The organism is Burkholderia pyrrocinia (genome assembly GCF_003330765.1).
Lineage (GTDB): Bacteria > Pseudomonadota > Gammaproteobacteria > Burkholderiales > Burkholderiaceae > Burkholderia > Burkholderia pyrrocinia_B.
Map to the genome: position 1 here is coordinate 2,086,606 of NZ_CP024902.1, position 22,039 is coordinate 2,108,644.

Here is a 22,039-nt window from a genome sequence, read left to right on the forward strand (position 1 = left end):
GCCGTGGAGCCACGTGATCCACGCTGCGCATGCAATCCGGCGCGAGCTGTGGCAGGGCTGCCATCATAGCCGGGGCTGCGCCGTCTGCCTATCGGGTACGCTGCGCGGCGCACCCGGCGCGCCAATGAAAAACGGCGCCGCAAGCGGCGCCGTACAAGGCTTTCCTTCGATCGGCCGGCCGCTTACGCGCCCGAACCGTCGCGCTGCGCGCGACCGCGCTTGATCCACGCCTCGAGGTTGTGCGGACGAACCGTGTCCCACTCCTCGAACGGCTGATGAATCCACGGATTCGTCGGCAGATACTGCACGTGATAGTCGGGCTTGACCTTCGAGCAACCCTTGTACCAGAGCACCGCCGAGCGCACGGCCGTGACGGCCGGATAGCGCTCCTTCAGGTGCTCCTGCACGCGTGCGAGCGTGACGCCCGAATCGACGAGATCGTCGACGAGCAGCACGTTGCCCGCGAGGTTGCCGCGCGTCATCGTGATGTACTGGGCGATATCGAGATTGCCCTGCTCGGTGCCGGCCGCTTCCCGATACGAGCTCGTCGCGAGGATCGCGAGCGGCACATCGTAGATGCGCGACAGTTGATCGCCAACCCGCAGACCGCCGCGGGCAAGGCACAGGATCTGGTCGAACTTCCAGCCGGATCCATGCACCTGCAGCGCGAGCAGCTCGATCAGCCGGTGATATTCGTCCCAGCCTACCCACAGGTTCTTGTCGTCGTTGCGCGGATCGGTCATCACGATTTCCACGGTCGTCGTATTTTCCTGCGTCATCGAGTCTTATACCTTGAACGGATGGCGGAGAAGGATCGTCTCGTCGCGGTCCGGGCCCGTCGACACCATGTCGACCGGCACGCCAGCCACTTCCTGGACACGGGTCAGGTATGCCTGCGCATTCGCCGGCAGTGCTTCCCACGTCTTGATGCCGACCGTGCTTTCCTTCCAGCCGGCGAAGGTTTCGTACACGGGCTCGCAACGGGCCACGTCGGCTGCGCCGCGCGGCAGGATGTCCGCATCCTTGCCATCGATCTTGTAGCCGACGCACAGCTTGACTTCGTCGAGGCCGTCGAGCACGTCGAGCTTCGTCATGCACAGGCCCGACACGCCGTTGATCTGGATCGAGCGACGCAGCGCGGCCGCATCGAGCCAGCCCGTGCGGCGCGGACGGCCGGTGACCGAGCCGAATTCCTTGCCGACGTTCGCGAGCGTGACGCCGACCTGGTCCTGGCGCTGCGGGTTATCCGCATCGTACAGTTCGCTCGGGAACGGGCCCGAGCCGACGCGCGTGCAATAGGCCTTCGTGATGCCGAGGATGTAGTTGAGCTTCTGCGGGCCGACGCCCGCGCCGGCCGACGCCGCACCCGCGACGCAGTTGCTCGACGTGACGAACGGATAGGTGCCATGGTCGATGTCGAGCAGCGTGCCCTGTGCGCCTTCGAACAGCAGGTTCTGGCCCGCGTTGTTCGCGTCGTACAGGCGGCGCGACACGTCGGCCACCATCGGCTTCAGGCGATCGGCATAGCCGAGCATCGTGTCGAGCGTGGCCTGGAAGTCGACGGCCGCGCCACCCAGGTACTGGGTCAGCACGAAGTTGTGGAAATCGAGGTTTTCGCGCAGGCGGTCGGCGAAGGTCTTCGCATCGAACAGATCCTGCACGCGCAGCGCGCGGCGGCCGACCTTGTCTTCATACGCGGGGCCGATGCCGCGGCCCGTCGTGCCGATCTTGCCCGCGCCCTTGCGCGCTTCGCGCGCCTGGTCGATCGCGATGTGGTACGGCAGGATCAGCGTCGTGGCTTCGGAAATGAACAGACGATCACGCACGTTCACACCGGCCTCTTCCAGCTCGCCGATTTCCTTGAACAGTGCCTCGGGGGACAGGACGACGCCGTTGCCGATGTAGCAGGCGACGCCTTCACGCATGATGCCCGACGGAATGAGGCGCAAGATCGTTTTCTTGCCGCCGATGATGAGGGTGTGGCCGGCGTTGTGGCCGCCCTGGAAACGCACGACGCCCTGAGCGTGGTCCGTCAGCCAGTCGACGATCTTGCCCTTGCCTTCATCACCCCATTGAGTTCCCACGACGACGACATTGCGCCCGGGAGTCACGTTCACTGCGCTGGCAGACATGTTGATTCGTTAGCTGGTTAAAAACGTATTCTACCTAGGTTCGCGGGCGATTCCGATTTTTTCCGTTTCGCTTCAACGATATGCACGCCGAAGCACGGCCCGCGAACGCCTGTTTATCGGGGTTCGACCACCCATACACCGTTGCGCTCGACGAGCGAACGGTCGCATGCGAACTCGTCGAGCACGTGGTCGTGGCCCGGCAGCGCCTGGATCACGACCTCGCCCGCATCGCGCAGCGCCGCAACGGCCGCGCGCAGCGCATCGTCTTGTACCCACGGCGCGAGAATCGCTGTGCCGCGCGCCTCGACCGGCGAAATCCGCGCGAGCTCGCGCAGGTCGAGCGAGAAGCCCGTTGCCGGACGGGCACGGCCATACGCCTGGCCGACATGGTCGTAGCGGCCGCCGCGCGCGATCGCGTTCGGCACACCGTCGATGTAGGCACTGAACATCGCGCCGCTGTGGTACGCATAGCCGCGCAGGTCGGCGAGGTCGATTGCCACTTCGGCGCCCTTCGCCTGCGCCGCGAGCTGCGCCAGATCGTCGAGCGCCCGCGTGATTTCAGGCAGCACCGGCAACCGCGTGCGCGCCTCGGCAAGCACGCTCGCGTCGCCGTAGAGGTGCGGCAGCGCGCGCAGCGCTGCGCGCGTATCGGCGCCGAGATCGTCGGTGAGTTCGTTCAGCAGCGGCACGTCCTTGCCCGACAGCGCGTCGTACAGCGACTCGCCGCGCTCGGCGGCCTGCGCATCGCGCGCCAGCAGCGCCGCGAGCACGCCCGCATGGCCCAGGTCGAGACGGATGCGCGACAGGCCCGCGAGATGCAGCGAATCGAGCATCAGTTGCTGGATCTCGAGATCGGCTTCCAGCCCGGCATGCCCGTAGATTTCGGCGCCGATCTGGATCTGCTCGCGCGTCGCATGCAGGCCTCGCGGGCGCGTATGCATCACGTGGCCCGCATAGCAGAGGCGCGTCACGCCCTGACGGTTCAACAGGTGCGCATCGATCCGCGCGACCTGCGGCGTGATGTCCGCGCGCAGGCCGAGCGTGCGGCCCGACAACTGGTCGACCAGCTTGAAGGTGCGCAGGCGCAGATCGGCGCCGCCGCTCGTCAACAGCGACTCGAGATACTCGAGCAGCGGCGGCATCACCATTTCATAGCCGTACGAACGGAAGCGGTCGAGCAGCCTGCGGCGCAGCTCCTCGATCTTGCGCGCTTCCGACGGCAGTACGTCGGCGATATTCTCGGGAAGTAACCAGGTCGACATCGGTACGGTCCTACGACGGGAAACAGCGCGCGACACGCGCGCCGCGATATGAATCGGAAATTCGGAATCGGGCGGGACGAACGGCGGATGCGCCGTCCGGATCAGGTGGCGAGCAGCAGCAGCACGAGCCCGAGCACCATCACGATCAGCCCGCCGATCCGGATATGATGCGGCGGCCGCTCAGCTATTCTACGAAACGTGTCGCGCCAGGCGACGGGAAACACGAAGGGGAACGCCCCCTCGATGATCAGCATCAGCGCTACTGCGAGCAACAACGAGCCAGCCAGGTCCATGCGAGCGACGGCGCCGCTCGACGCGGCGCCCCAAGGTCAGTGTTTGCGGGGAGCAGGCGCCGCCGGTGCGGCACCGCCCGTCGGGCTGCGCATGAAGCGGAAGAACTCGCTGTCGGGATCGACGACGATGATGTCGTTGCGCTTGAACGTGTTCCGGTAGGCCTGCAGGCTCGCGTAGAACTGATAGAACTGCGGATCGCGGCCGAACGCGTCGGCGGCAATCGTCGCAGCCTTCGCGTCGCCCTCGCCCTTGATCGTCTGCGCGGACTTGTACGCGTTCGCGAGCACGGCCTGCTGCTCGCGTTCGGCGTCGGCCTTGATCTGCTCGACGTCGGCCGCGCCTTCCGCACGCACCTGCGCCGCCTGATCGCGCAGCGCGCCGATCATCCGTTGATAGACGGCGTCCGTCTGCGCGGCCGGCAAGTCGACGCGCGTCAGCTGGACGTCGACCACGTCGACGCCGAAACCGGACGCCTTCGCCTTCGCCACGTCGCGAGCCGCATCGGCGATCGCGCGCTGGCCGCCGAGGGCGTCGTCGAGCGCGTGCTTGCCGAACGCGTCGCCGAGTGCGCTCTTCAGCGCGCCGGCCAGGCGTTCGGCAGCCGCCGCCGGGTCGCCGCCCGTCGCCGTGAAATATTTCATCGGATCGCTGATCCGGTACTTCACCGCATAGGCGACGAGCAGGTCGTGCTTGTCTTCGGTTGCCAGTTGCAGCGGATCGGACGACTCGAGCGATTGCAGGCGCGTGTCGATCAGCGTGGCCGTCTGCAGCGGCGGCGGCAGCTTGAAATGGATGCCGGGGCCCGCCAGTTCGGGCTGCGCGCCGTCGCGGCCCGACAGCACGACCGTATGGCGCGGATCGACGGTGAGGACCGTCGAGGATGCCGCGAAGGCAACGATCACGATTGCGACGACGAGCGCAATGATTCGGTTCATGTTCTGCGCTCCCCGTTACTTCAGATCGTCTTCGCGCGACCGGCTGCGAAACGCTTCGCGCGATCGCAGCACGTCGCTGCCCGACGCCGCGGCGGCCGCTGCCGCGCTCGCGGGTGCGGCTGCCGCCGGTGCCGACGCCGCATCGGGCGAGGATGCGCCGGCGGGCGCCGCGGCGTTTTGCCGCCCCTGCTCGACGAGCTTGTCGAGCGGCAGATACACGACGCTGTTGCCGCCCTTGTTGCCGACGAACACCTTCGTTGCGTTCGAATAGATTTCCTGCATCGTCTCGAGGTACATCCGCTCGCGGATCACGGCAGGTGCCTTCGAGTACTGCGCGTAGACCTGCTTGAAGCGGTCGGCATCGCCTTCGGCTTCCGTGACCACGCGACCGGCATACGCGTTCGCTTCGTCGACGAGCTTCGCGGCATCGCCCTGCGCCTTCGGCAGCAGGTCGCTTGCGTACGCCTGCGCGGCGCGCTTCGCGGCCTCGCGCTCATCGCGCGCCTTCGCGACTTCGCCGTAGGCAGCCTGCGTCTGCTCGGGCGCCGCAACGCTTTGCATCGTGACGGCCGTCACCTCGAGCCCGGACTGGTAGCGGTCGAGATCGCGCTGGATCGCGGCGGAAAGCTGCTCGCGCAGCGCGTCGCGATCCTGGTTCAGCACGTCGGCCGCGCTGCGCGTGCCGACGATCGCACGCACCGCGGCCTGTGCGGCCTGCGACACGCTGCGCTCGGGATCGACGCTGCGGAACAGGTAATCGGTCGCGGAACGGATCCGGTACTGGACGATGAAGCGCACGTCGACGATGTCGGCATCGCGCGTCAGCATCGCCGCTTCCTTCACGTTTGCGAGACGCACGACGTTGTTGCGTCCGATCTCGACCGAACGGACCTGCGACGTATCGACGATCTCGTGCGACGCGAACGGATACGGCGCGCGCCAGTGCACCCCCTGGCCGACCGTGCCCGACAGCTTGCCGAACTGCAGCACGACGCCCGTCTGGCCATCCTGCACGACGAACAGCCCGCTGCCGGCATAGACCGCGACCAGCACGCCGATCACGATGCCGACGCCGACCCGCGCGGCCCGCCCGTTGTCGGGACGGAAGCCGTTGCCGCCCTTGCCGCCGAAAAGGCCGTTCAGGCGCCGGTTGAAGTTGCGCCACATCTCGTCGAGATCCGGTGGACCATCACCGTCGCCGCCTTGCGGACGCTTCGATTCGTTCGCCCGGGGACGGGATCCGCCATTGCCTTCGCCACGTCCCCAGCGGGGATCGTTGCTCGACAGCAAGGCGCGCATCCGCCGCCAGGTACTCCGCTCGTTGTATTCGTTCACCAGAGTTTGTTCACCAGATTAGACGCCGGCGAACCGGCCGGGACCGGTTAGCGCCCGTGTTCGGAAATCGTGTGGTCTTCGTGTGGTCCAGCGGACGCGCCGTCGAGCGGCATCGCGCCGGAAAGGTGTTCCGCGGAGGCGATTTCGGCGATGGCGGCACGCAACACGTCAAGACCCTGACCGGTGCGCGCGCTCAAAAAGACGCGCGAAATATTACCATACTCATCCCGCTCGACCGCGTCGCCGCGGGCCGCCAGTTCGGGCACGGCGTCGATCTTGTTGAACACCAGCACCTGCCGGATCGTGTCCGCGCCAATCTCGTGCAGCACGCCGTTGACCTGCTCGATCTGTTCGAGCCGGACCGCGCTCGACGCATCGACCACGTGCAGCAGCAGATCCGCGTGGATCGTTTCCTCGAGGGTTGCACGGAACGCGGCGACGAGTTGGTGAGGCAGCTCGCGGATGAACCCGACCGTATCCGACACGACGATCTGGCCGACCTCGTCGCCGAGGTACACGCGCCGCGACGTCGTGTCGAGCGTGGCGAACAGCTGGTCGGCCGCGTAGGCCTGCGCTTTCGTCAGCGCATTGAACAGCGTCGACTTGCCCGCGTTCGTATAGCCGACGAGCGATACCGACATCGTGCCGCTGCGCGCGCGCTGCCGGCGTTGCGTGCTGTGTTGCCGGCGCAGCCGGTCGAGACGCGACTTCAGCATCTTGATGCGCTCGCCAATCAGCCGGCGGTCGGTTTCGAGCTGGGTTTCGCCGGGGCCGCGCAGGCCGATACCACCCTTTTGCCGTTCAAGGTGGGTCCACGCACGAATGAGCCGCGTCGACAGGTATTGAAGCTGCGCGAGTTCGACCTGCAGCTTGCCTTCGTGGCTGCGGGCACGCTGCGCAAAGATGTCGAGGATGAGACTCGTACGATCGATCACGCGCCGGTTAAGTGCCCGCTCCAGATTGCGTTGCTGAGCCGGTGCCAGTGCGTGATTGAAGATGACGATTTCGACGTCGTGCGCGTCGCAGGCAAGCCGCAGTTCTTCGGCTTTGCCGCTGCCGATGAACATCGCGGCATCGGGACTGGAGCGACGGCCCGTGAGGGTGACGGCGGGATGGGCCCCCGCGCTGGAGGCGAGAAGACTGAGTTCTTCGAGACTGGCTTCGAAATCGGTCTTGCCGAAATCGATGCCGACGAGCGCTGCGTTAATCAAATTTTCGGGTGTCAAGATAAGGCGGCTGGCATCGGTCGCTCGCGGCGACCGGATGCCGGCCGCTGCGATAGGTTAGGACGAGACTTCCGCGTCCGGGTGGAAATTCACCGGGCGCGCCGGCACGACCGTCGAGATGGCGTGCTTGTACACCATCTGGGTCACCGTATTACGGAGCAACACGACGTACTGGTCGAACGATTCAATGTTCCCTTGGAGCTTGATGCCGTTGACGAGGTAGATCGAAACGGGAACGTGCTCTTTGCGCAGTGCGTTCAAAAACGGGTCTTGTAACAATTGCCCTTTGTTGCTCATGGCGTACTCCATCTTTTTTTGCAGGTTGATCTGGATTGGCGAGGAAGAAAAAGAGATCCGGCGCCAATCGCTACACTATAGCCGATTTTGCCTGCCCCGCCCGGGGCGTAGGCCTTGCGGCCTATCCCTTGCGGGGCGTGCTTCAGCCCTTGTCCGCGTACGGATTGTTCGACGAACGGAACTCTATTCGCAATGGAGTCCCGGTCAGGGAGAAAGTTTCGCGGAACCGGTTTTCCAGGTAGCGCTTGTACGTTTCCGTCACGGCGTCGAGCGCGTTACCGTGGATAACAATGAGCGGCGGATTCTGGCCGCCCTGGTGCGCGTAGCGCAGCTTCGGACGCACCGGGCCGCGCCGGCGCGGCTGCTGGAACTCGACGGCCTCGATCAGCGCGCGCGTGAGCTTCGGCGTCGGCAGCTTGGCCATCGCGGCCGCATACGCGTCGTCGACCGAGCGCATCAGCGCGCCGATGCCGGTCTTCTTCGCGGCCGAAATGTAGTGCGACTTCGCGAAGTCGAGGAATTTCAGCTTGCGGGTCAAATCCGCTTTCGCGCGATCGCGCGCGTGCTCGTCGAGCCCGTCCCACTTGTTGACGCCGATCACGAGCGCGCGGCCCTGCTCGACGACGAAGCCGGCGATGTGCGCGTCCTGGTCGGAAATGTCCTGCTGCGCATCCAGCAGAAGAATGACGACGTTCGCGTCGGAGATCGACTGCAGCGTCTTCACGACCGAAAACTTCTCGATCGCCTCGAACACCTTGCCGCGGCGCCGCAGGCCAGCCGTGTCGATCAGCGTGTATTTCTTGCCGTTACGCTCGAAATCGACGTAGATCGAGTCGCGCGTCGTGCCCGGCATGTCGAACGCGATCACGCGGTCCTCGCCGATCAGCGCGTTCACGAGCGTCGACTTGCCGACGTTCGGCCGGCCGACGATCGCGATCTTGATGCCGCGCGACGGATCGTTCTCGTCCTCGTCCTCCGGCTGGCCCGTGTACGCGACTTCCAGCGCCTCGTTGATCATGTCGGTGACGCCGTCGCCGTGCGCGGCCGAGATTGCGCGCGGATCGCCGAGCCCGAGTTCGTAGAAGTCGGTCGCGACCGCCGTGTACTTCATCCCCTCGGCCTTGTTGACGACGAGGAAGATCGGCCGGCCGGTCTTGCGCAGGTAGTCGGCGATCGACTTGTCCTGCGGTGCGAGGCCGTTGCGGCCGTCGACAATGAACACGACGACGTCGGCTTCCTCCACGGCCTGCCGCGTCTGGCGCGCCATTTCGTGCAGGATGCCGTCCTTCGCGACGGGTTCGAAGCCGCCCGTGTCGACGACGAGATACGGCCGCTCGCCGACGCGCCCTTCGCCGTAATGGCGATCGCGCGTCAGGCCTGGCAAGTCGGCGACCAGCGCATCGCGCGAGCGCGTGAGCCGGTTGAACAGCGTGGATTTCCCCACATTGGGGCGCCCAACGAGGGCAATGACCGGTTTCATCTGTGTTTTCTACGGTGATGCGCAGCAGCGGGAGGCCCGCTGCTGCGGGCGGCTGCGCTGAATGAAAATATCACGAATTCGCGCCGCGCCGGATGCGCGCGCCGGGCGCGCGTTGCGCGCCGTCGTCTTTCGTCTCGAACTGCCTTTCAAATACCGAGCGGCCGGGAACACCGGCCGCCTTCATGTCGCGCGGCCCGGGCGCGCGGGACAAACCCGCCGCGCCGCGGCCGCGCATGTTTCCTGCGTCAGCGCGGACGGAACCCGTACAGGCCGCCGTCCTTCGTCTGCACGACGAGCGTATTGCCCGCGAGGACCGGCGCCGCCGTAATCGCGCTGCCGTCGGTCTTCATCCGCGCGATGAAGCTGCCGTCTTCGCGCGACAGGAAGTGCACGAAGCCCTGGTAATCGCCCATCACGACCGCATGCCCGAGCAGGTACGGCACGCCGACGTCACGACTCTTCAGCTTGTCGTTGCGCCAGAGCTGGTTGCCGGAGGCCGCGTCGTACGCCGTCACGACCGACCAGTCGTCGCCGCCTGCGACAACCGAATCATCCTGCGCGAGACCGCTGCGGCTCGAGAACGCCTTTTCCCACAGCGGGCGGCCCGAGTTCGCATCGAAGCAGCCGAGCTGACCCTGGAACGTCACCGCGCAGGCTTCCGCGCCCACGAGCGTCGGCGGGCCGCTGACGTCGTTGATGCGCTCGACCTCGGTCACGCCCTTCGGGAACGACACGGGCGTCTGCCAGAACGGCTCGCCCGACTGCAGGTTGATCGCGACGAGGCCGCCGCCGGGGAAGCCCGCCAGCACCGCCGCGTCACCCGCGAACGTCATGCCGGCTGACACGCGCAGGTTCAGCGGAACCGCGCGGTTGCGGTAGTTCCACTTCTGCTCGCCCGTCTGCGCGTTGAACGCGATCACCTGGCCATCGATCGTGCGGATGACCACGAGGCCATTGCCGACGAGCGGCGGCGAGAAGATCTCGCCCTGCACGCTGGTCTTCCACAGCTGCTTGCCGTCCGGACCCAGCACGAACACGCCACCCTTCAGCGCGCCGACCGCGGTCAGGTTGCCGTCGCTGCCGACACCGGCCGACAGGTCCGAACCGACCTTCGAGCGCCAGAGCGTCTGGCCCGTCTTCGCGTCGATCTTCTCGACCGAACCGTTTTCGCCCGCCGCGTAGACGGCGTCGCCCACGGCCACCGGCGAGAACAGGTAGCGTCCGCCCTTGCCGACACTCGCCTTCCAGACCTGTTGCACATCCATCACGGGCTTGAACTCGGTGAGCGGCGTCGGCACGCGGCGCGCGTCCTTCGACGACGAGCAGGCCGCCAATGCGAGGACAGCCGCCGCGCAGGCAACGGGCACAGCGTAACGTTTCAGCAAATTCATCGGTTAGCGAAGCAGAGTTAAGAGGTTGAGGGGACCGGGGTTCAGCCGCCGAGCGCGTCCAGCTTGAACTGCACGAGCTGGCGCGCAGACTGGTCGTCCTTCGACAGGCCGTCGAGCGCGAGCTTGTAAGCGGCGCGCGCGTCGTCGGTCTTGCCTTGCGCGGCAAGCAGATCGCCGCGGCGATCGGCCACAAGGCCCTTGAATGCATCGACCGGCGTACCCGACAGCAGCGCGAGGCCCGCGTCGTATGCCTTCTCGTCGAGCAGCAGCGACGCGAGGCGCAGCTTCGCGATCTGCTTGTACTCGTCATCCTTGGCGTGGTCGACGGCCCATTGCAGTTGCGCCTTCGCGCCTGCCGCGTCGCCGGCCGCGTACAGCACCTTCGCGGCCGCGAGCGCCGTCATCTGCGCATACGGCGTGCTGCTGAATTTGTCTTCCATGTCGGCGGCCGCGCGGGCCATCGTCGCCTTGTCGTTCGCGGCGGCGGCCTTCTGGACCTGCTCGTACAGCCCGGACGCCTCGGCAGCCTGACGGCGCTGCCAGTAGTTCCAGCCGTTGAAACCGGCCGCGACGACGAGCGCCGCGAGCACGATCCACGTGGTGAGGTTGCCCCAGCGGGTCCACCACGCCTTGAGACTTTCAATCGATTCTTGTTCGTCGTGATAACTCATCGGCGAGCGATTCCTTCCTGTTCAGGCCTTTCTTGTCGAGCGGATACCAGCGCGATCAGTCGTCGCCGTCTTCGGCGGATGCAACCATCGCATTGATTAGGAATTCGGTCAAGCTTTCGACCGGTACGGTCTGCTGAACGTTCTTTTCCCCTTCCTCGCCCGCACCGCGCAGCGCTTTCACGCCCACCGTACCGTTCGCGACCTCTTCTTCGCCGAAGATCACCGCGAACGCGGCACCGCTTGCGTCGGCCCGCTTCATCTGCGACTTGAAGCTCGCCGTCGCGCCGTCGGCGCTGCAGTGGAAGATCACGTCGAGGCCCGTGTCGCGCAGGCGCTCGGCCGCGATGAACGCCTGTTCGCGCGCGGTCTCGCCCTGGTGCACGACATACACGTCGACGCCTTCCTGCTCGGGCGCGAGATCCTCTTCCTTCAGCAGTTCGAGGATGCGCTCGATGCCCATCGCCCAGCCGCACGCGGCGGTCGGCTTGCCGCCGAGCTGCTCGATCAGCGGATCGTAGCGGCCGCCGGCCGCGACCGTGCCCTGCGCGCCGAGCTTGTCGGTCACCCACTCGAACACGGTCAGGTTGTAGTAGTCGAGGCCGCGCACCAGACGCGGATTGATCTTGAACGGAATGTTGTTCGCGAGCAGCAGGCGCTGCAGCCCTTCGAAGTGCGCGCGCGATTCGTCGCCGAGGAAGTCGATCAGCTTCGGCGCGTTCTGCGCGATCTCCTGCAGCGCGGGATTCTTCGTGTCGAGCACGCGCAGCGGGTTCGTATACAGGCGGCGCTTGGCCTCCTCGTCGAGCACGTCGGCGAACTGCTCGAGGTACTTGATCAGTTCGACGCGGTGCGCGGCGCGCTCTTCTGCGAGGCCGAGCGAGTTGATCTCGAGCTTGATGCCGGTCAGGCCGAGGTCGTCCCACAGGCGCTGGCACATCATGATGATCTCGGCATCCGCATCGGGACCCGCGAAGCCGAGCGCCTCGACGCCGACCTGGTGGAACTGGCGATAGCGGCCGCGCTGCGGGCGCTCGTGGCGGAACATCGGGCCGATGTACCACAGGCGCTTCGGGCCGTCATACAGCATGTTGTGCTCGATCGACGCGCGCACGACGGCCGCGGTGTTTTCCGGGCGCATCGTCAGGTTCTCGCCGTTCAGCGCGTCGGTAAAGCTGTACATCTCCTTCTCGACGATGTCCGTGACTTCGCCGATACCGCGCGTGAAGAGCTGCGTATGTTCGACGATCGGCGTGCGGATGTTCTGGTAGCCGTATGCGCGCAGCAGCGATTTCACGGTAGCTTCGAAGAACTCCCAAAGGCCGGCATCCTGCGGGAGGATGTCGTTCATGCCCTTGACGCCGGCGAGCTTTTCGATTTTGCGTTTCTGTTCAGTCATCGTGTGTGTGGACGAATTAGTTCTGGGCCGCGGCGCGGCCGTAATTGCGTGCGACGTAGTCGCTGACGATCTGCTGGAATTCCTCGGCGATCCGCTCGCCGCGCAGCGTCTTGGCTTTCTCGCCGTCGATGAAGACGGGTGCGGCCGGGTTCTCGCCCGAGCCCGGCAGGCTGATGCCGATGTTCGCGTGCTTCGATTCGCCCGGGCCGTTGACGATGCAGCCCATCACCGCGACGTTCATCTTCTCGACGCCCGGATACTCCTCGCGCCAGACGGGCATCTGCTCGCGCAGGTAGGTCTGGATCTGCATCGCGAGTTCCTGGAACAGCGTGCTCGTCGTACGGCCGCAGCCGGGGCACGCGATCACCATCGGTGCGAACGAGCGCAGGCCCATCGTCTGGAGGATTTCCTGGCCGACGATCACCTCGCCGGTGCGCGACGCGCCCGGTTCCGGCGTCAGCGAGATGCGGATCGTGTCGCCGATCCCTTCCTGCAGCAACACGCTGAGCGCGGCCGTCGATGCGACGATGCCCTTCGAGCCCATGCCGGCCTCGGTCAGCCCGAGGTGCAGCGCGAAGCCGCAACGGCGGCCGAGCTCGCGGTACACCGCGATCAGGTCCTGCACGCCGCTGACCTTGCACGACAGCACGATGCGGTCACGGCCGAGGCCCAGTTCGACCGCACGCTCGGCCGAGCCGATCGCCGACTGGATCAGCGCCTCGTACATCACGCTCTGCGCGTCCCACGGCTGCGACCGCGCGCCGTTCTCGTCCATCATGCGCGCGAGCAGGTCCTGGTCGAGGCTGCCCCAGTTCACGCCGATCCGCACGGGCTTGTCGTACCTGGCCGCGGCCTCGATCATCTGCGCGAACTGCGTATCGCGCTTCGCGCCCTGACCGACGTTGCCGGGGTTGATCCGGTACTTCGACAGCGACTCGGCGCAGCCCGGGTAGTCGCGCAGCAGCAGGTGGCCGTTGTAATGGAAATCGCCGACGAGCGGCACGGTCACGCCCATCCGGTCGAGCTGCTCGCGGATCGCCGGCACGGCGGCCGCGGCCTCGGGCGTGTTGACCGTGATGCGAACCAGTTCGGAGCCCGCATTAGCGAGTTCCTTGATCTGGATCGCCGTGCCGATCGCGTCGGCCGTGTCGGTATTCGTCATCGACTGCACGCGCACCGGCGCGGCGCCGCCGATCGTCACGAGCTGCCCGCCCCAACGGACATCCACCGCATGCGACACGCGGCGCGGCTGATGCCCGCCGAACACCGGCTCGGTTGAACAAATCTGACTGCTGCGTGGGGATTGAGCTTCGGATTGCATCGATAGATCCATTTACGCGGAATGCGCCGCGACGCGGCGCACGAATTGAAAAAGCGCCGTGCCCTCACGGCCTGCCGATATCGACGACAGGCCTTCGCCACGGCGCTTGACGTCAGGGCAACGTGAACCGCGCCACATTACCCCGCGCTGCCGAATATTTTGCCGGATCGACAGGCTTTCCGTCGAACGCGACCGCGTCGAGGCCCGCCTTGTTGCCGATCGTGACCTTGAACGGCCCGTCGCCGGCGACCTGCTTCGTCTCGCCGGCCCGTACCAACGCCGAGAACAGCTCCTTGCCGTTCTTGTCGCGCACGCTGAACCAGCAATCCTGCTTGACCTTCAGTTCGACCATCGACTGCCCTGCCGCGACCACGACGCTCGCCGGCTGAGCCGGCGCGGCGGCGCTCGCCACCGTCGTTGCCACGACAGGCTGCGATGCAGACGCCGTCACGACCGGTGCCGCTGGCACCGGAACGGCGGACGCAATCGCCTGCGCCGCGACTGCGGACGTCGCAACCGGGGCCGGAACCTCATTGGCAGCCACGGTCGACGCGCCGTTCGCGGCCGCCTCTTCGACGGACGACGAGGATGCCGCCGACGCGCTCGCGGCCGACGCATGCTCCGCGTCGGCGCCCTTGAAGCGCGCGAGCAGGCTCGACGAATCGCCGCCAGTGTGCCACATCAGTACTGCGACCACCGCGACGACGACGATCGCCGTTCCCCACAGCCACGGGTGGTGGCCCGACGAGCCACCCAGCGGAATCGACACGCGGCCGCGCGGCAGATCCGTCCCGGACGACGCAGGCATCGACAGGTCGACTTCCTGCACGCCGCGCTCGCGGCGCAGCGCCTGCGCGAACGGTTCCGGGTCGACGCCGAGCATCTTCGCGTAGCTGCGCACGACACCGAGCGCGAACGTCACACCCGGCAAATGGCTGATGTCGCCGGCCTCGAGCGCCCGAAGCTTCTGCGGTGCGACCTTGAGCCGCGCCGACACGTCGTCGACCGTCCAGCCTTTCGCATCCCGAAGCTGCGCCAGCCGGCTGCCGACCGCCGCCAGCGATTCCAGCCCCGCCGGTGCCGGCTTCGCGGCATTCGTCTCTGCGCCGTTAGACGGCTGCGGCTCACTCATCCTTGTCCTCGCGTCGATTCTTCTTCACTGGCGGCCGCCGCCGGCTCCCGCCAGCCGGCACCCGCAACTGTCCGTACCATGCGCGGCGCCGTGGCGCCGCGACCGATCGCTATTCGCGTGCTGTACCGCCAAAAGGTTCGGGCATCCCCGGCCAGGCGCCCCCGTCAAACCGCCCGAACCTCGATGATTTTTCCTGCTGCGCCCGTTCGTTCCGCGAGGCGCGTGCGGTCCTTCACCGCGCCGGCCAGCTGGCCGCACGCGGCATCGATGTCGTCGCCACGCGTCTTGCGCACGGTCGTGACGACACCCGCATCGATGAGGACCTGCGCAAAGCGCTTGATCTGTTCCGGCTTCGAGCGGATGAGGCCCGATTCCGGAAACGGATTGAACGGGATCAGATTGAACTTGCACGGCACGTCTCGCGTGACGGCCAGCAGTTCGCGCGCATGCGCTTCGGTGTCGTTGACGCCGTCCAGCATGCAGTATTCGAAAGTAATGAAGTCGCGCGGCGCGACTTTCAGATAGCGCTGGCACGCAGCCATCAACTCGCGAAGCGGATACTTCTTGTTGAGCGGCACCAACTCGTCGCGCAGCGCATCGTTCGACGCGTGCAGCGAAACAGCCAGCGCGACCGGCAACTCGGCGCCGAGGCGGTCCATCATCGGCACCACACCGGACGTCGACAGCGTGACGCGGCGGCGCGACAGGCCGTACGCGTTGTCGTCGAGCATCAGCCGCATCGCGGGCACGACCGCGCTGTAATTCAGGAGCGGCTCGCCCATGCCCATCATCACCACATTGGTGACGACCCGTTCGGCCTTGCCGTTCGGGCCGGGCGCACGGCCCAGCGACGCTCGCAATGCAAATTCGGCCATCCGCAGCTGGCCGATGATTTCGGCTGTCGACAGGTTGCGGGAAAAGCCCTGCTTGCCCGTCGAACAGAAGCGGCAGTTGACCGCACACCCGGCTTGCGACGACACGCACAGCGTGCCGCGCGTCTCTTCCGGGATGAACACGGTTTCGACCGCATTGCCGCTTCCGACGTCGATCAGCCACTTGCGCGTGCCGTCGGTGGAAACGTGATCGCTGACGATGTCCGGCATCACGATCGACGCGCGGCCCTTGAGCTTTTCCCTCAGGGACTTCGCGAGATCGGTCATGCCGTCGAAATCGCCGGCGTTGTACTGGTGGATCCAGCGCTGCAACTGCTTGGCGCGGAACGGCTTCTCGCCGAGGCTGCCGCAGTACGCGACAAGACCCTCGGCATCGAAGTCGAGAAGATTGACGGAAGTTTCGCTCGTCATGATGTGCTGCCTTGCCGCGTGCGCTGAATCCTGCCTACTTGCTGTCAGCCAGGGCTTAACGCGAGTAAACGTTCATTTCCGGGAAGAAGAACGCGACTTCGACAGCAGCCGTTTCCGCTGCGTCCGAGCCGTGCACGGCGTTCGCGTCGATGCTGTCGGCGAAGTCGGCGCGGATCGTGCCCTTTTCCGCCTTCTTCGGATCCGTTGCGCCCATCAGGTCGCGGTTCTTCAGGATCGCGCTTTCACCTTCCAGAACCTGGATCATCACCGGGCCCGAGATCATGAAATCGACGAGGTCCTTGAAGAACGGACGCGCTGCGTGAACCGCGTAGAACTTCTCGGCATCGGCACGCGACAGGTGCGCCATGCGCGATGCGATGACCTTCAGGCCGGCGCCTTCGAAACGGCTGTAGATCTGGCCGATCACGTTCTTTGCCACCGCATCCGGCTTGATGATCGACAGGGTGCGCTCGATTGCCATAAAAACTCCAAGAAATTAAGAAGTTACAGGTTCAAATGAATCCGCTATTGTAGCACGATCCCGTGTATCATTGCGATTGAACCCTTACACACGTGAAAGGTTCAGAATCCATATATTTTGCGCCGCCCTGGCATTGAAACCTCGCGGCACGGAACGTATCTTAGCCATAGCTGCTCCGGTTTGCTGCGCCGCACACCGCGCGCGCCGAACCGGCCCCGGACGCCCACGCGTTCAATGTTAGGAGAAACCATGAACGACTATCCGTACAATTTCGGCCGCGGCGGTTCCGTCAGCACCGCCGAGGTTCGCAACCGCGTGCTGCGGAACACGTACTGGCTGCTCGCGTTGTCGATGGTGCCGACCGTGCTGGGTGCCTGGGTCGGCGTCACGACGGGCTTCTCGCTGTTCGCGGCCACGAGCCCGATGATGAGCCTGCTCGCGTTCTTCGCCATCGCGTTCGGCTTCATGTTCGCGATCGAGCGGACGAAAAACAGCGCGGCCGGCGTGTTCGTGCTGCTCGGCTTCACGTTCTTCATGGGCCTGATGCTGTCGCGGCTGCTGAGCTTCATCCTCGGTTTCTCGAACGGCCCGTCGCTGATCATGCTCGCGTTCGGCGGCACCGGCATCATCTTCGCCACGATGGCGACGATCGCCACCGTCAGCAAGCGTGACTTCTCGGGGCTCGGCAAGTGGCTGTTCATGGGCGTGATCGTGATCCTGCTCGCGTCGGTCGCGAACATCTTCCTGCACCTGCCGGCACTGATGCTCACCGTGTCGGTGCTCGCGATCGCGATCTTCTCCGCGTACATGCTGTTTGACGTCCAGCGCGTCGTGAACGGCGGCGAGACGAACTACATCTCGGCGACGCTCGCGATCTACCTCGATCTGTACAACGTGTTCACGAACCTGCTCGCACTGCTCGGCATCTTCGGCGGCAACCGCAACTGACGTTCGTCAGGCACCACGAAAAACCGGCCCGAGGGCCGGTTTTTTTTCGTCCGCCGCCTGGCTCAGTCGCGCTCGAACAGCGCGATCGATTCGACGTGCGACGTATTCGGGAACATGTTCACGACACCGGCGCCCTTCAATCGGTAGCCGGCCTCGTGCACGAGCAGGCCGGCGTCGCGCGCAAGCGTCGACGGGTTGCACGATACGTAGACGATGCGCTTCGGCAGCGGGCCTTCGCCGCTCTGCGCAATCTCGGCCAACGCCTTCGACACCGCGAGCGCGCCTTCGCGCGGCGGGTCGATCAGGAACTTGTCGAATGCACCGAGCGCGCGGATGTCGTCACCCGTCACTTCGAACAGGTTCCGGCACGCGAACGTCGTGTGTCCGTCCACACCGTTCTCGCGCGCGTTCGCCAGCGCGCGCGTCGTCAGCGTGTCGCTGCCCTCGATGCCCATCACCTCGCGCGACAGCCGCGCGAGCGGCAGCGTGAAGTTGCCGATCCCGCAGAACAGGTCGAGCACGCGTTCGTCGCGCGACGGCGCGAGCAAGCGCAGCGCGCGGCCCACCAGCACGCGGTTGATCTGATGGTTGACCTGCGTGAAGTCGGTCGGCTTGAACGGCATGCGGATGCCGAATTCCGGCAGCGTGTAGTCAAGCGACACGTCGAGCGGATAGAACGGCGTCACCGTGTCGGGGCCCTTTGGCTGCAGCCAGAACTGCACCTTGTGCTCGTCCGCGAACGCGCGCAGCAGCGCTTCGTCGTCCGCGTTGATCGGCTCCAGCACGCGCAGCACGAGCGCCGTGACTTCCGAGCCGACCGCGAGCTCGATCTGCGGCATCCGATCGCGGATCGACAGCCCCTCGACGAGCCGGCGCAGCGGCACGAGCATCGCCGATACGTGCGGCGGCAGCACCTCGCAGCTCGTCATGTCGGCGACATAGCTGCTCTTCTTCTCGTGGAACCCGACCAGCACGCCGCCCTTCTTCGCCACGTTGCGCACGGTCAGGCGCGCACGGTAGCGATAGCCCCACGACGGGCCGTGGATCGGCGCGAACATCGTTTCCGCGCGCAGCTTCGCCAGGTGCCACAGGTTGTCTTCGAGCACGCGCTGCTTGATCGCCACCTGCGCGCGCATGTCGAGATGCTGCATCGAGCAGCCGCCGCAGGTGCCGAAGAACGCGCATTTCGGCTGCGTGCGCATCACGCTCGGGCGCAGAATGTCGACAACCGTCGCCTGCTCGTAGCTCGGCTTGCGGCGGTAGCTCGAATAGGTCACGCGCTCGCCCGGCAGCGCACCCTCGACGAAGATGACCTTGCCCGGCTCGCCGTCCTCGTTCATCGTGCGGCCGACACCGCGCGCTTCCATGTCGAGCGATTCGATCTCGAGAACCGGGGCGATCCCGGGCGCGACGGGCGCATTTTTCGATTTGCGCGCAGAAGTGGGGACGGCTTCGGACACCAGCTTTTCCTGACAAACGTTGAAGAAGGCGAGATTGTAGACGACGAAGGCCCGCATCGCCCGCTTTGCATGGGGCGAGCGTCCACACTGAAGCATAGACGGCCCTGCATCGCGCCGGAACGGGCAGGCAGGCGGCTCGCCCCGTCGGTAGCCGGCGGGGCGTAGAGCCAATCAGGACAGGCCGGAAGGCCAAAATCCGCCCGGCAGGAGTTCGACCATGCGACTGATCGACTGGAACATCCAATGGGGTCGGGACGCGGACGGCGTTGTCGACCTTTCGCGCACCGTCGCGGCCATCCGCCGGCTCGGCGATTTTGACGTGCTGTGCCTGCAGGAGGTCACGCGCGGCTTCCGCGCACTGCCCGGCGAGCCCGGCCCCGACCAGTTCGCCGAACTCGCGGCGCTGCTGCCTGGCTATCTGATCGTCGAAGCAATCGGCGCCGACCTGCCGGCCATCGAACCCGGCGCACCGCGCCGCCAGTTCGGCAATGCGATCGCGACCCGGCTGCCGGTCGGGCGCGTGCTGCGCCAGTTGTTGCCGTGGCCGGCCGACGCCGGCGCGCCGTCGATGCCGCGCGTCGCGCTCGACATCGAGCTGCAGGCACCCTTCGGGCCGCTGCGCGTGGTCACCACGCATCTGGAATATTATTCGGCGTGCCAGCGGCTTGCGCAGGTCGACGCGCTGCGCGACCGGCATCGCGAGGCCTGCGCGCACGCGGAACGCCCGGCGCCCGCCGAAACCGCCGAAGGACCGTTCAGCGCGACAGACCAGCCGCGCGATGCGATCGTCTGCGGCGATTTCAACAGTGCGTTCGGCAGCGATGCCTACTGCCGCTTCCTGGCGCCGATCGCAGACGCCCCGTGCTTCGTCGACGCATGGGTCGAGCGGCACCCCGGCCGCACGCCGCCGCCGACGGCCGGCGTCTACGATACGGTGCAATGGTCGGAAGGGCCGCTCGCCTGCGACTTCGTGTTCGTGACCGATACGCTGCTGCCGCGCGTCATGCGGTGCGAGATCGACGGCGGCGTGCGCGCGTCGGATCATCAGCCGGTGCTGCTCGAACTCGCGTGATCGCACCGGCTGCGGTGCGGCCCGCCTGCGTTACGCGTCGAAAGCAGCCAGGTATTCGGCCCAGTGCGGCGCGGGTTCCTGCGCGAGCGCGTTCTTCACGAGCAGGATCTCGTCCGCATACTCGCTCTGCGTCAGGCCGCCGCGCATCAATTGGAACCGGCAATACAGCAGGTAGGTATTGACGACGTCGGTTTCGCAATAGTTGCGGATTTCGTCGATCCGGCCGTCCTGGAACGCCGGCCACACCTGGCCGCCGTCCATCCCGAGCTTGCCCGGGAAGCCGCACAGCTTCGCGAGCGCGTCGAGCGGCGCGTTCGCGCGCGCCTGATACATCGCGAGCACATCCATCAGATCGGTATGCCGCGAGTGATAGCGCGAGATGTAATTGTTCCACTTGAATTCGCGGTCGTCCTCGCCGAGATCCCAGTAGCGGGTCGCGGGGATCCCGTGCACGAGCGCACGATAATGGAGCACCGGCAGATCGAAGCCGCCGCCGTTCCACGACACGAGCTGCGGCGTGTATTTCTCGATCACGCGGTAGAACGACTGGATCAGCGTCGCTTCGTTATCCTGCGGCGTGCCGAGCGAGCGCACGCGAAAGCCGTTGTTGTCGCGGAACACGCACGAGATCGCCGCGATGCGCTGCAGGTGGTGCGGCAGGAAATCGCCGCCGGTCTTCTCGCGGCGTGCGGCAAATGCATGTTCGGCCACCGCGGCATCGTCGAGTGTCGCGGGCAGGTCTTCCAGACGGCGAATGCCGTCGACATCGGGAATCGTCTCGATGTCAAAAACGAGAATCGGTGTCATCAGTTACAGAACGGCGTCCTTGCGCACGCCGTTGGAGGCGAAAAACCGCTTGAGGCGCACCAGCGCTTCCTGCTGGATCTGCCGCACGCGCTCGCGCGTGAGCCCCATCTCGTCGGCCAGCTCCTCGAGCGTTGCCGGTTCGATGTGGTTCAGGCCAAAGCGACGCTCGATCACGTGCCGATGCTTGTCGGACAGCCGCGACAGCCACGCGCGCGTCAGCGTCTCGAGCTCGCGGTGCTGCACCTCGGCGTCGGGCGACTGGCTCTGGTCGTCGGGCAGCAGGTCGAGCAGGCTGCTCGCGGGATCGAGGTCGAGCGGCGCGTCGAGCGACGCCGTGTGCTCGTTGAGCGCGAGGATGTCGGTGACTTCCTCGGCGGTCTTGCCGGTGAGATAGGCGATGTCGTCGATGCTGGCTTCGCGGCGTTCGGCCGCCTCGCCCGTCGACATCGAATTCTTTTCGAGGTGGCGCTTCGCGCGCAGCACCTGGTTCAGTTCACGGATCACGTGCACGGGCAGGCGCACCGTGCGGGCCTGGTTCATGATCGCCCGCTCGATGCTCTGCCGAATCCACCACGTCGCGTAGGTCGAGAAACGGAAACCGCGCGTCGGGTCGAATTTCTCGATCGCGTGCATCAGACCGAGGTTGCCCTCCTCGATCAGGTCGAGCAGCGGCACGCCGCGGTTCAGATACCCCTTGGCGATACTGACGACGAGACGCAGGTTGCGCTCGATCATCACCTGCCGTGCCTCGAACTCGCCGGCCTTGGCGAGACGGGAATAGCGCTGCTCCTCCTCGACGGTCAGCAGCGGCTTCACGCTGATGCGGTTCAGGTAATGCTGGATCGTGTCGGCCGTGAGTTCGGCCTGCAGCAGCGTGCGGAAATCGTCGACATCGGGCGCTGCTTCCGGGCGGCCTTCGCGCTCGTCGTCGCCACTGTCCGCCTCGGCGTCGCGTGCCTCGAGTTCGCGTTCGTTTTCCGCGACGTCGTCTTCGTCGTCCGTCGAAGCACCCGCTCGCCTCACCGATGCTTGCGTGGCACGACTGATCTTCTCAGACTCGGCTTGCGGCTCGTGGCGCTTCGATTTCGGCATGGT

General features: G+C 66.0%; 21 protein-coding genes. 2 read left to right on the forward strand and 19 right to left on the reverse strand.

Annotated features, from left to right (window positions below):
• Window positions 1-182 precede the first annotated feature (182 nt).
• The 16 genes from CUJ89_RS10045 to ndk form a co-directional block, all read right to left on the reverse strand.
• A complete protein-coding gene (locus CUJ89_RS10045; protein ID WP_201752230.1) occupies window positions 183-779 on the reverse strand; it encodes a phosphoribosyltransferase in 597 nt (198 codons plus the stop codon).
• 6 nt (window positions 780-785) lie between these two features.
• Window positions 786-2,132 carry an adenylosuccinate synthase gene (locus CUJ89_RS10050; protein WP_011352252.1) on the reverse strand — a complete coding sequence of 449 codons (1,347 nt, stop codon included), beginning with the start codon at window positions 2,130-2,132 and terminating at the stop codon, window positions 786-788.
• A gap of 113 nt (window positions 2,133-2,245) precedes the next feature.
• Window positions 2,246-3,394, reverse strand: a complete 1,149-nt coding sequence (locus tag CUJ89_RS10055; protein ID WP_114177202.1) for an ATP phosphoribosyltransferase regulatory subunit — start codon at window positions 3,392-3,394, stop codon at window positions 2,246-2,248.
• A gap of 101 nt (window positions 3,395-3,495) precedes the next feature.
• Complete coding sequence (locus CUJ89_RS10060) at window positions 3,496-3,687, reverse strand: DUF2065 domain-containing protein (RefSeq protein WP_006478685.1); 192 nt, start codon at window positions 3,685-3,687, stop codon at window positions 3,496-3,498.
• Window positions 3,688-3,723: 36 nt separating this feature from the next.
• Window positions 3,724-4,623, reverse strand: a complete 900-nt coding sequence (gene hflC / locus CUJ89_RS10065; RefSeq protein WP_114177203.1) for a protease modulator HflC — start codon at window positions 4,621-4,623, stop codon at window positions 3,724-3,726.
• A 15-nt stretch (window positions 4,624-4,638) separates the two neighbouring features.
• Window positions 4,639-5,958, reverse strand: a complete 1,320-nt coding sequence (gene hflK / locus CUJ89_RS10070; protein ID WP_114177204.1) for an FtsH protease activity modulator HflK — start codon at window positions 5,956-5,958, stop codon at window positions 4,639-4,641.
• Window positions 5,959-6,005: 47 nt separating this feature from the next.
• On the reverse strand, window positions 6,006-7,169 hold the full coding sequence (gene hflX, locus CUJ89_RS10075; RefSeq protein ID WP_201752231.1) for a GTPase HflX: 1,164 nt from the start codon (window positions 7,167-7,169) through the stop codon (window positions 6,006-6,008).
• 72 nt (window positions 7,170-7,241) lie between these two features.
• Window positions 7,242-7,481 carry an RNA chaperone Hfq gene (hfq, locus tag CUJ89_RS10080; RefSeq protein ID WP_014896913.1) on the reverse strand — a complete coding sequence of 80 codons (240 nt, stop codon included), beginning with the start codon at window positions 7,479-7,481 and terminating at the stop codon, window positions 7,242-7,244.
• A gap of 142 nt (window positions 7,482-7,623) precedes the next feature.
• The gene (gene der, locus CUJ89_RS10085; protein ID WP_114177206.1) at window positions 7,624-8,961 is read right to left on the reverse strand and encodes a ribosome biogenesis GTPase Der; all 1,338 of its coding nucleotides are present in this window, start codon (window positions 8,959-8,961) and stop codon (window positions 7,624-7,626) included.
• 245 nt (window positions 8,962-9,206) lie between these two features.
• Window positions 9,207-10,352 (reverse strand): outer membrane protein assembly factor BamB, encoded by a 1,146-nt coding sequence (gene bamB / locus CUJ89_RS10095; protein ID WP_114177207.1) that lies wholly within the window; start codon window positions 10,350-10,352, stop codon window positions 9,207-9,209.
• A 41-nt stretch (window positions 10,353-10,393) separates the two neighbouring features.
• Entirely contained in the window at window positions 10,394-11,023 is a 630-nt protein-coding gene (locus CUJ89_RS10100; RefSeq protein ID WP_114177208.1) for a tetratricopeptide repeat protein, read from the reverse strand.
• Window positions 11,024-11,078: 55 nt separating this feature from the next.
• Window positions 11,079-12,419, reverse strand: a complete 1,341-nt coding sequence (gene hisS / locus CUJ89_RS10105) for a histidine--tRNA ligase (RefSeq protein ID WP_114177209.1) — start codon at window positions 12,417-12,419, stop codon at window positions 11,079-11,081.
• Window positions 12,420-12,435: 16 nt separating this feature from the next.
• The gene (gene ispG / locus CUJ89_RS10110; RefSeq protein ID WP_114178570.1) at window positions 12,436-13,740 is read right to left on the reverse strand and encodes a flavodoxin-dependent (E)-4-hydroxy-3-methylbut-2-enyl-diphosphate synthase; all 1,305 of its coding nucleotides are present in this window, start codon (window positions 13,738-13,740) and stop codon (window positions 12,436-12,438) included.
• Window positions 13,741-13,852: 112 nt separating this feature from the next.
• On the reverse strand, window positions 13,853-14,872 hold the full coding sequence (locus CUJ89_RS10115; RefSeq protein ID WP_114177210.1) for a helix-turn-helix domain-containing protein: 1,020 nt from the start codon (window positions 14,870-14,872) through the stop codon (window positions 13,853-13,855).
• Between the two features lie 164 nt (window positions 14,873-15,036).
• Entirely contained in the window at window positions 15,037-16,176 is a 1,140-nt protein-coding gene (gene rlmN, locus CUJ89_RS10120) for a 23S rRNA (adenine(2503)-C(2))-methyltransferase RlmN (RefSeq protein ID WP_114177211.1), read from the reverse strand.
• A 55-nt stretch (window positions 16,177-16,231) separates the two neighbouring features.
• Window positions 16,232-16,657 (reverse strand): nucleoside-diphosphate kinase, encoded by a 426-nt coding sequence (gene ndk, locus CUJ89_RS10125; protein WP_114177212.1) that lies wholly within the window; start codon window positions 16,655-16,657, stop codon window positions 16,232-16,234.
• Between the two features lie 249 nt (window positions 16,658-16,906).
• Between ndk and CUJ89_RS10130 the strand changes: the two genes are divergently transcribed.
• Window positions 16,907-17,605: a Bax inhibitor-1/YccA family protein gene (locus CUJ89_RS10130; RefSeq protein WP_114177213.1), complete on the forward strand. Its 699-nt coding sequence runs from the start codon at window positions 16,907-16,909 to the stop codon at window positions 17,603-17,605.
• A gap of 62 nt (window positions 17,606-17,667) precedes the next feature.
• Here the strand turns inward: CUJ89_RS10130 and rlmD are convergent, their stop codons facing one another.
• The gene (gene rlmD / locus CUJ89_RS10135) at window positions 17,668-19,122 is read right to left on the reverse strand and encodes a 23S rRNA (uracil(1939)-C(5))-methyltransferase RlmD (protein WP_415859025.1); all 1,455 of its coding nucleotides are present in this window, start codon (window positions 19,120-19,122) and stop codon (window positions 17,668-17,670) included.
• A gap of 160 nt (window positions 19,123-19,282) precedes the next feature.
• Between rlmD and CUJ89_RS10140 the strand changes: the two genes are divergently transcribed.
• Window positions 19,283-20,137, forward strand: a complete 855-nt coding sequence (locus tag CUJ89_RS10140; RefSeq protein ID WP_114177214.1) for an endonuclease/exonuclease/phosphatase family protein — start codon at window positions 19,283-19,285, stop codon at window positions 20,135-20,137.
• Between the two features lie 30 nt (window positions 20,138-20,167).
• Here the strand turns inward: CUJ89_RS10140 and CUJ89_RS10145 are convergent, their stop codons facing one another.
• Both CUJ89_RS10145 and rpoS read right to left on the reverse strand, forming a co-directional pair.
• On the reverse strand, window positions 20,168-20,944 hold the full coding sequence (locus tag CUJ89_RS10145; protein ID WP_114177215.1) for a 3'-5' exonuclease: 777 nt from the start codon (window positions 20,942-20,944) through the stop codon (window positions 20,168-20,170).
• Between the two features lie 3 nt (window positions 20,945-20,947).
• Entirely contained in the window at window positions 20,948-22,036 is a 1,089-nt protein-coding gene (gene rpoS, locus CUJ89_RS10150; protein ID WP_114177216.1) for an RNA polymerase sigma factor RpoS, read from the reverse strand.
• Window positions 22,037-22,039 lie beyond the last annotated feature (3 nt).

Excerpts from the sequence above, each read along its gene's own strand:
- CUJ89_RS10050 (WP_011352252.1), bottom strand. The coding sequence starts at position 2,132 with ATGTCTGCCAGCGCAGTGAACGTGACTCCCGGGCGCAATGTCGTCGTC.
- rlmD (WP_415859025.1), bottom strand. The coding sequence starts at position 19,122 with ATGCGGGCCTTCGTCGTCTACAATCTCGCCTTCTTCAACGTTTGTCAG.
- bamB (WP_114177207.1), bottom strand. The coding sequence starts at position 10,352 with ATGAATTTGCTGAAACGTTACGCTGTGCCCGTTGCCTGCGCGGCGGCT.
- hisS (WP_114177209.1), bottom strand. The coding sequence starts at position 12,419 with ATGACTGAACAGAAACGCAAAATCGAAAAGCTCGCCGGCGTCAAGGGC.
- CUJ89_RS10130 (WP_114177213.1), top strand. The coding sequence starts at position 16,907 with ATGAACGACTATCCGTACAATTTCGGCCGCGGCGGTTCCGTCAGCACC.
- rlmN (WP_114177211.1), bottom strand. The coding sequence starts at position 16,176 with ATGACGAGCGAAACTTCCGTCAATCTTCTCGACTTCGATGCCGAGGGT.
- CUJ89_RS10055 (WP_114177202.1), bottom strand. The coding sequence starts at position 3,394 with ATGTCGACCTGGTTACTTCCCGAGAATATCGCCGACGTACTGCCGTCG.
- rpoS (WP_114177216.1), bottom strand. The coding sequence starts at position 22,036 with ATGCCGAAATCGAAGCGCCACGAGCCGCAAGCCGAGTCTGAGAAGATC.
- der (WP_114177206.1), bottom strand. The coding sequence starts at position 8,961 with ATGAAACCGGTCATTGCCCTCGTTGGGCGCCCCAATGTGGGGAAATCC.
- CUJ89_RS10100 (WP_114177208.1), bottom strand. The coding sequence starts at position 11,023 with ATGAGTTATCACGACGAACAAGAATCGATTGAAAGTCTCAAGGCGTGG.
- CUJ89_RS10045 (WP_201752230.1), bottom strand. The coding sequence starts at position 779 with ATGACGCAGGAAAATACGACGACCGTGGAAATCGTGATGACCGATCCG.
- CUJ89_RS10060 (WP_006478685.1), bottom strand. The coding sequence starts at position 3,687 with ATGGACCTGGCTGGCTCGTTGTTGCTCGCAGTAGCGCTGATGCTGATC.
- hfq (WP_014896913.1), bottom strand. The coding sequence starts at position 7,481 with ATGAGCAACAAAGGGCAATTGTTACAAGACCCGTTTTTGAACGCACTG.
- ndk (WP_114177212.1), bottom strand. The coding sequence starts at position 16,657 with ATGGCAATCGAGCGCACCCTGTCGATCATCAAGCCGGATGCGGTGGCA.
- CUJ89_RS10145 (WP_114177215.1), bottom strand. The coding sequence starts at position 20,944 with ATGACACCGATTCTCGTTTTTGACATCGAGACGATTCCCGATGTCGAC.
- CUJ89_RS10140 (WP_114177214.1), top strand. The coding sequence starts at position 19,283 with ATGCGACTGATCGACTGGAACATCCAATGGGGTCGGGACGCGGACGGC.
- ispG (WP_114178570.1), bottom strand. The coding sequence starts at position 13,740 with ATGCAATCCGAAGCTCAATCCCCACGCAGCAGTCAGATTTGTTCAACC.
- hflC (WP_114177203.1), bottom strand. The coding sequence starts at position 4,623 with ATGAACCGAATCATTGCGCTCGTCGTCGCAATCGTGATCGTTGCCTTC.
- CUJ89_RS10115 (WP_114177210.1), bottom strand. The coding sequence starts at position 14,872 with ATGAGTGAGCCGCAGCCGTCTAACGGCGCAGAGACGAATGCCGCGAAG.